Raw genomic sequence first — 7,173 nt, 5'->3', positions numbered from 1 at the left:
CGCCGACGCGACGACCGAACCGTCGGCCGGCCGGGCGGCCGCCGCGACGACCCGCTCAGCCAGCACCCGGCGCAGCACCTTGCCCGCCGTGGACCGCGGCAGCTCCTCGACGAAGTGCACCTCCCGCGGCACCTTGTAGCGGGCGAGCGACGCGGAGGCGAACTCGACCAGCTCCGCGGCATCCGTCACCCGCCCCCGGTGCACGACGACCCAGGCCGCACCCACCTCGCCCCAGCGTTCGTCGGGCACGCCCACGACGGCGATGTCGGCGACGGCCGGATGCCCCATGAGCACGGCCTCGACCTCGGCGGGGGCCACGCCCTCGCCGCCCGAGATGTAGATGTCCTTGATGCGGTCGACGATCGTGAAGAACCCGTCGACGTCGCGACGCACGAGGTCGCCGGTGCGGAGCCAGCCATCGACGAGGGCGGCGTCGGTGGACGCCGGGTCGCGGAAGTACCCGGCGAACACGGAGGGGCCCTGCACGAGCAGCTCCCCTTCGGCTGCGCCCGCGAGGTGCTCGCCCGTCACGGGGTCGGCGACGGCCACGTCGACGTGCGGGTACGGCTTGCCTGCCGAGCCGGCGCGAACGCGCGCGTCCTCGTCGGGCAGGCACAGCACGTTCGGCGACGCCTCGGTGAGGCCGTAGCCCTGCGTGAGCGCGACATCGCGCGCGTGCCACGTGCGCAGCAGCGCGGGGGGCATGGGGGCGCCGCCCACGATCGCGTGCGCGAGGCTCGACAGGTCGGTGCCGGCGAAGTCGGGATGCTGCGCCAGGAACAGGTAGTTGGCCGGCACGCCCATCATCGTCGTGATGTGCCGCTCCTGGATGAGGTGCAGCACCCGGCCGGGATCGAACGTGCGCTCGAGCACGACGGTGGCCCCCGTCCACCACGCCAGCAGCGGCTGGATGTTCCAGCCGCCGACGTGGTACTGCGGCAGCACCGCCAGCACCGTGTCGGCCGCGCCGATCTCGGCGATCCGCGAGAGCGACAGGTTCGTGAAGAAGCAGTTGCGGTGCGTGAGCACGGCGCCCTTCGGCGTCGCGGTCGTGCCCGAGGTGAAGATGATGAGCAGGGCGTCGTCGTCGCCGACGTCGCGACGGGCGGAGGATGCCGCTCGGCGGGCGCCGGTGGCGGGCGCCGGCACCTCGGCTTCGACGCCGTGCGCGCCGAGCGGCGCGTTCGGGATGCGCTGCGGAAGGCGCGAGAGGGTCGCGCGGGCGAGCGACTCGAACTCGCTCTCGACGAGGAGCAGGGCGGGGTCGGCGATGTCGAGCTGCTCGGCGAGCTCGCGCGGGGCGAGCCGCCACGACAGCGGCACCAGCACGAGGCCGGCCTTGGCGCAGGCGAAGAACAGCACCACGTGGTCGGCGCTGTTGCCGGTGATCGTCGCGATGCGGTCCCCGATCGAGTAGCCGGCGGCGCGGAACGCCTCGGCGAGCCGCTCCGATCGGGCGTCGAGCTCGCGATACGTCACGACGACGCCACGGTCGTCGATGGCGATGCGCTCGGGGGTGGCGCGGGCCCGGTCGCGGGTCCAGCGTCCGAGCGTGTTCAGGCCGTCAGGCATCCGCGGCCTCCTCCGTCTCGGCCGGATGCTGCTTCCGGCCCGTGCTCATGCGCTGCGGGATGCCCGCGATCCCCCCTGGGAGGAACAGCACCACGAGGATGAAGAGCGTTCCCAGGATGAACAGCGGCTCGGACAGCGGTACTCGGAGCACGGCGGGCAGCCCGGCGATGAGGTCGGAGCCCGCGAGCGCCGTGAGTCGCTGGTCGAGCAGTGTGTAGACGATACCGCCCACGATCGCGCCCCAGCGATAGCCCACCCCTCCGAGCACGACGATGACGAGGAGGGTGAGCGTGAAGTCCGCCGTCGCGATGCGCGGCGAGGCGCCCGACTGCAGCAGCAGGTAGCCCATGCCGGCGATCGCGGCGAGCACCGAGGCGACGATGAACACGAGCAGCTTGACCGTGTACGGCCGCAGGCCGATGACGCGCACGCGAAGCTCGTTCTCGCGCACGGCTTCGGCCACGCGCCCGGCCCGGCTGCGCTCGACCCACAGCACGACGAGGTACACGAACACGAGCACACCGAGCGCGAGCCAGTAGAGGTTGCGCGTGTTCACGACGCCGACCAGCGCGTCGGGCACGTGGTCGATGTCGAGCGAGAGCCCCTCGTCGCCACCGGTCGTCCCGCCGGGGTTGCGCCGGATGAGCACCGAGCCCGCCTGCGCGAACGCGAGGGTGACCATGGCGAACGAGATGCCCGTGACACGCAGGGCGAGCGACCCGACCGTCGCGGCGAGCACGATTCCGAGCACGAGGGTGACGGCGATCGACCCGACGAAGATGAGCTCGCTCGGCCAGCTGACCGGCGCGAAGGCGTCGAGGGTCATGCCGAGCCCATAGGCGCCCGCCGCGAAGAACAGCGCGTGGCCGAACGAGAGCAGGCCGGCCAGCCCGAACATCATGCGGTAGCTCAGGGCGAGCGCCGCGATGAGCATCGCGTAGGCGAGCAGCTGCAGGGTGCCCGGGGTGTACGTCGGGCCCGGCAGCACTCCCGGGAGGTCGATCGCGAGCAGCGGCAGGATGGCGAGCACGACGACGAGCGCGATGCCGCCGCCGATCAGGAGGAAGGGCCGGCGGGCGGATGCCACGGCCGAGCGTTCCCCGGCGTCGGCCCGGTCGACGGGGTCGACCTCGTGGGCCGGCGCCCCGGCATCCGTTCTCTGCGGGTTCATGCGACCTTCCCCATGAGTCCACGCGGGCGCACGAGCAGCACCGCGGCGAGCGCGATCACCACGACGAGGTCGCCGGTGCCGCCCAGGTAGTAGTTGGCGAACTGCTGCAGCACCGCGACGAGCACCGACGCGATGGCTGCGCCGGTGAGCGACCCCAGCCCGCCGATCACCGTGACGATGAAGGCGAAGATGAGCAGCACCGACCCGAGGTGCGCGGAGACGTAGCCGTAGTAGACGGAGGCGAGCACTCCGCCGAGCCCGGCCGCCGCGCCGCCGATCGCGAACACGATGGTGAACGACCGCCGCACGTCGATGCCGAGCGCGGTGACCATCGACCGGTTCTCGACGCCGGCCCGGATGATGAGTCCGTAGCGGGTGCGCTGGAGGAACAGCACGATGCCGCCGAGCACGAGCGCGGCGCAGGCGATGAGCAGGAACCGGTCGTTCGGGATCTTCGCACCGAGGATCTCGGTCGTCTGGCCCAGCCATTCGGGCTTCTGGGTGTAGATCGGGTCGGTGCCCCAGATGCCCTCGAACAGTGCGACGCTCGCGAGGGCGAGCCCCACGGTGACGAGCGCCTGCTCGATGTGCCGCTCGTAGAGGCGGCGGATGAGGAGGTACTCGGTCGCCGCGGCGACGACCGCGCCGACGAGCATCCCGACGACCGCCGAGATCGCCAGGCCCGCCCAGGTGCCGTCGGAGACGCGACGCCCGACCTCCCAGCCGAGGAAGGCCGAGATCGTGAGGAACGAGCCGTGCGCGAAGTTCAGGACGCCCATCAGGCCGTAGATGAGCGACAGTCCGCTCGCGACGAGGAAGTAGAGGGCGCCGAGGCCGAGCCCGGTGATGATGAGGAGGAGCAGGGTGCTCACCGGGATCGTCCTTCCGAGGTGGCGTCGTGGACGCCGAGGTAGCGCCGGATCCGGTCGTCGTCGTCGAGCAGGTCGGATGCCGAGCCGGTGAAGACCACCCGGCCGCCAGAGAGCACGACGACGCGTTCGGCGAGGGCGCGCACGACGTGGAGGTTCTGCTCGACCAGGAGGATCGGCACGGTCTTCGCCGCCTCGGCGAGCGCGGCGGCGACCTCGTCGACGATGCGCGGGGCGAGGCCCTTCGTGGGCTCGTCGACGAGGAGCAACCGGTTCTCGTTCACGAGCGCGCGAGCGAGCGACACCATCTGCTGCTGTCCGCCCGAGAGCGTGCCCGCACGTTGCGCGCGTCGCTCGACGAGGTCGGGGAAGAGTCGCTCGACGAGGTCGCGGCGCGGCCGGTCGTCGCGCTCGGCGAGGCGGAGGTTCTCGCCCACGGTGAGGGCGCCGAAGACCTCGCGGTCCTCGGGCACGTAGCCGACGCCGCGCTGCACGATGCGGTGGGTGGGCAGCCGATCGACGCGCGTCCCCGCCAGGCGGACCTCGCCGGTGCGCTCGATGAGGCCGAGGATCGACTTGATCGTCGAGGTCTTGCCGACGCCGTTGCGCCCGAGGAGCGCCGTGACCCCCAGCGCGGGGACGTCGAAGGACACGTCCTCGACGACCTGCTGGCCGGCGATGCGGCCCGAGAGCCGGTCGACGACGAGGATGGGCTCGGTCATACCGCCTCCCCCAGGTAGGCGGACTGCACCGTCGGGTTCGCCATGACGGCTTCGGGGGTGTCGACGGCGAGGAGTTCGCCGTGGTGCATGACCGCGACGCGGTCGACGAGGCCGAGCACGACCTCCATGTGGTGCTCGACCATCAGCACGGTGCGACCGCCGCGATGCAGCCCCCGGATGACCTCGGTGATGGCCGGCACGTCGCCCGACGCGACGCCCGCCATGGGCTCGTCGAGCAGCACCACCTTCGGGTCCATGGCGATGAGCATCGCGATCTCGACCTTGCGCTTCTCCCCGTGGGCGAGTCCGGCGGCACCGGCCTCGGCGCGATCGGCGAGGCCCACCTCGGCGAGCGCGTCGAGCGCGGCGCGGGTCGCGGCATCCGTGCGCCGCGGAGTGCGGAAGACGGATGCCGCGTGGCCCGCGTGCGCCTGGGCAGCCAGCCGGACGTTCTCGAGCACGCTGAGCGCCGGGAACAGGCTCGACGTCTGGAACGTGCGCCCGAGGCCCGCGGTGGCCCGCCGGTGGATCGGCTCGCCCGTGACGTCCTGCCCGTCGAGGAGCACGACGCCTCCGGTGGGCCGCACGACACCGGAGATCACATTGAAGAGCGTGGTCTTCCCGGCGCCGTTCGGGCCGATCACGCCGAGCATCTCGCCGGGGGCGACCTGCAGCGACACGTCGTGCAGGATGCGGGCACCGCCGATGCGGAGGCCGACGTGCTCGAGCGCGAGCATCGGGTGGTCGGTCATGGCTGCCTTCGGGTCCGTCCGGTCACTCGCCGGCGACGGGCGGCGCGACGGTCTCGGCGTCGATGGTGTCGACGAGCTCGGGCACCCAGTTCGCGCCGTCCTGCACGAGCTTGGCCTGGTACATCGGCTGGATCATCGCGTGGTCGTCCTCGCGCACCGTGATCTCGCCCTTGACCGAGTCGAAGGTCCAGCCCTCGAGGGCGTCGACCATGCCGTCGACCGTGTCGCCGCCCTCGCGCACGGCCTGCACGATCATCTGCGCGGCGACGAAGCCGTCGGGCGAGAAGAGGTCGGGCGTCTCGCCGTTGGCCTCCAGGTACTCGATCATGGCGGCCTCGGCGTCGGTGCCGGCGGCACCCCCGAAGTAGTGGTTGAGGAAGGAGATGTCGGCGGATGCGTCGCCGTACGCGCCGTACGTGGCCGTGTCGCCGAGGCCGGTCACGACCGGCACCGCGTCGAACACGCCCTGCTGCGACAGCGCGGTCCACATGGCGCCTGATGAGGCGCCCGCCCACGCGACGAAGACGAGGTCGGGCGAGGCGGCGAGCAGCTGCTGCGCGAAGGGCGTGAACTCGGTGGCGTCCTCGGCCACGAGCACGCCCTCGACGGTCGCGCCCTGGCCGCCGAGCACGGCCTGCACGGCCGCGAGGTTGCCCTGGCCGAACGCGTTGTCCTGGGCGAAGACGACGACCTTCTTGCCGTCGGGGTCGCCGATGAACGTGCCGGCCGTGGCGACGTCCTGGTAGGTCTGCCGGCCCGAGCGGAACGTGTAGTCGTTCACGCCGGTGATCGCGTCGGCCGCGGCGGGGCCCGAGATGTAGAGGATCTCGTTCTGCTCGGCCTGCTCGGCGAGCGCCGTCGCGATGCCCGACGCGGCAGTGCCCGCGAGGATCTGGTAGCCCTGGCCGATGAAGTCCTTGGCCTTCGAGACGGCGGTGTCGGGGTTGCCCTGGTCGTCGGCCCACTCGATGTCGAGCTCGCGGCCGTCCACGGCGCCGGTGCCGTCGGTGGCGTAGTCGAGCCCGGCCTCGAAGCCTGCGGTGTACGCGGCGCCGTACGCGGCGAGCGGCCCGGTCTGGCTCGTGAGCATGGCGACCTTGACCGGAGCACCGGCGTCGGTCGCCCCGGCGTCGCCGCCCGCGGCCGTGGTCGGGGCGCACCCGACGAGCGCAATGGACGCGGCGGCGATGACGGCCGTCGCGAGGTACTTCTTCGTAACCCGCATGTGAGTGCCTCTCAACAGTGAATGGCTGGACGTGTGCTCTGGAACCTGACAGGTGGTTCAGGTCTCAGGAAAGTACAATAGGGTCGAAAGCGCAACGCTCGCAACCCGAACGAAGGAGTCCCGGAACATGAGCAACCCCGACGTCGTCATCATCGCGGGGGCGCGCACGCCGTTCGCCCGCATCAACGGCAACCTCGCGGGCCAGACGGCGGTGCAGCTCGGCACGGCCGCCATCCGCGGCGCCCTCGAGCGCGCCGGCGTCTCCCCCGACGACGTCGACGCCGTGATCATGGGCCAGGTGCTCCAGGCCGGTGCCGGCCAGAATCCCGCGAAGCAGTCGGCCGTCGCGGCCGGCATCCCGTGGCGGGTGCCCGCGACCACGATCAACAAGGTCTGCCTGTCGGGCCTCGTCGCCATCACGGATGCCGCGCGCATGATCCGCCTCGGCGAGGCATCCGTCATCGTCGCCGGCGGCCAGGAGTCGATGACCAAGGCGCCGCTGCTCGTGCCCGGGTCCCGCAAGGGCTGGGCCTACGGCAGCGTCGAGATGCTCGACCACGCGGCGTACGACGGCCTCACCGACGCGTTCGACCAGGAGTCGATGGGCGCGTCGACCGAGCGGTTCAACGCGCGCTACGGCCTCACCCGTGAGGAGCAGGACGAGATCGCCGCCGCGTCACACGCGCGCGCCGGTCGGGCCCAGGCCGACGGCGTGTTCGACGACGAGATCGTGTCGGTCGAGGTGCCGCAGCGCAAGGGCGACCCGGTCGTCGTCGCCGCCGACGAGGGCGTGCGCCCCGACTCGACCGCCGAGGTGCTCGGCCGCCTTCGCCCGGCATTCGCCGAGGGCGGCGCCATCACG

At 72.0% G+C, this 7,173-nt stretch carries 7 protein-coding genes; 1 reads left to right on the top strand and 6 read right to left on the bottom strand.

All coding sequences use genetic code 11. The features are described 5' to 3' along the window. The 6 genes from GH736_RS14080 to GH736_RS14055 all read right to left on the bottom strand — a co-directional run. The coding region (locus tag GH736_RS14080) for a class I adenylate-forming enzyme family protein (RefSeq protein ID WP_159604340.1) at window positions 1-1,572 on the bottom strand (1,572 nt) is incomplete at its 3' end. Next, a complete protein-coding gene (locus tag GH736_RS14075; RefSeq protein WP_159604338.1) occupies window positions 1,565-2,743 on the bottom strand; it encodes a branched-chain amino acid ABC transporter permease in 1,179 nt (392 codons plus the stop codon). The genes GH736_RS14080 and GH736_RS14075, both read right to left, overlap by 8 nt. Then, window positions 2,740-3,615, bottom strand: a complete 876-nt coding sequence (locus GH736_RS14070; protein WP_159604336.1) for a branched-chain amino acid ABC transporter permease — start codon at window positions 3,613-3,615, stop codon at window positions 2,740-2,742. The genes GH736_RS14075 and GH736_RS14070 overlap by 4 nt, the downstream gene beginning before the upstream one ends. Next, the gene (locus GH736_RS14065) at window positions 3,612-4,334 is read right to left on the bottom strand and encodes an ABC transporter ATP-binding protein (RefSeq protein WP_159604334.1); all 723 of its coding nucleotides are present in this window, start codon (window positions 4,332-4,334) and stop codon (window positions 3,612-3,614) included. Before GH736_RS14065 ends, GH736_RS14070 begins: the two co-directional genes overlap by 4 nt. Beyond that, window positions 4,331-5,086 (bottom strand): ABC transporter ATP-binding protein, encoded by a 756-nt coding sequence (locus GH736_RS14060; RefSeq protein WP_159604332.1) that lies wholly within the window; start codon window positions 5,084-5,086, stop codon window positions 4,331-4,333. The genes GH736_RS14065 and GH736_RS14060 overlap by 4 nt, the downstream gene beginning before the upstream one ends. A gap of 22 nt (window positions 5,087-5,108) precedes the next feature. Further along, window positions 5,109-6,311 (bottom strand): substrate-binding domain-containing protein, encoded by a 1,203-nt coding sequence (locus tag GH736_RS14055; RefSeq protein WP_159604330.1) that lies wholly within the window; start codon window positions 6,309-6,311, stop codon window positions 5,109-5,111. A gap of 127 nt (window positions 6,312-6,438) precedes the next feature. On the opposite strand from GH736_RS14055, the gene GH736_RS14050 reads away from it, so the two are divergent. Next, window positions 6,439-7,173: thiolase family protein (locus GH736_RS14050; protein WP_268891243.1), on the top strand; the 735-nt coding region annotated here is incomplete at its 3' end.

The organism is Agromyces humi (assembly GCF_009720255.1).
GTDB lineage: Bacteria > Actinomycetota > Actinomycetes > Actinomycetales > Microbacteriaceae > Agromyces > Agromyces humi.
The sequence above is the reverse complement of the archived record's forward strand: the minus strand, read 5'-3'. Positions and strand labels throughout refer to the sequence as shown.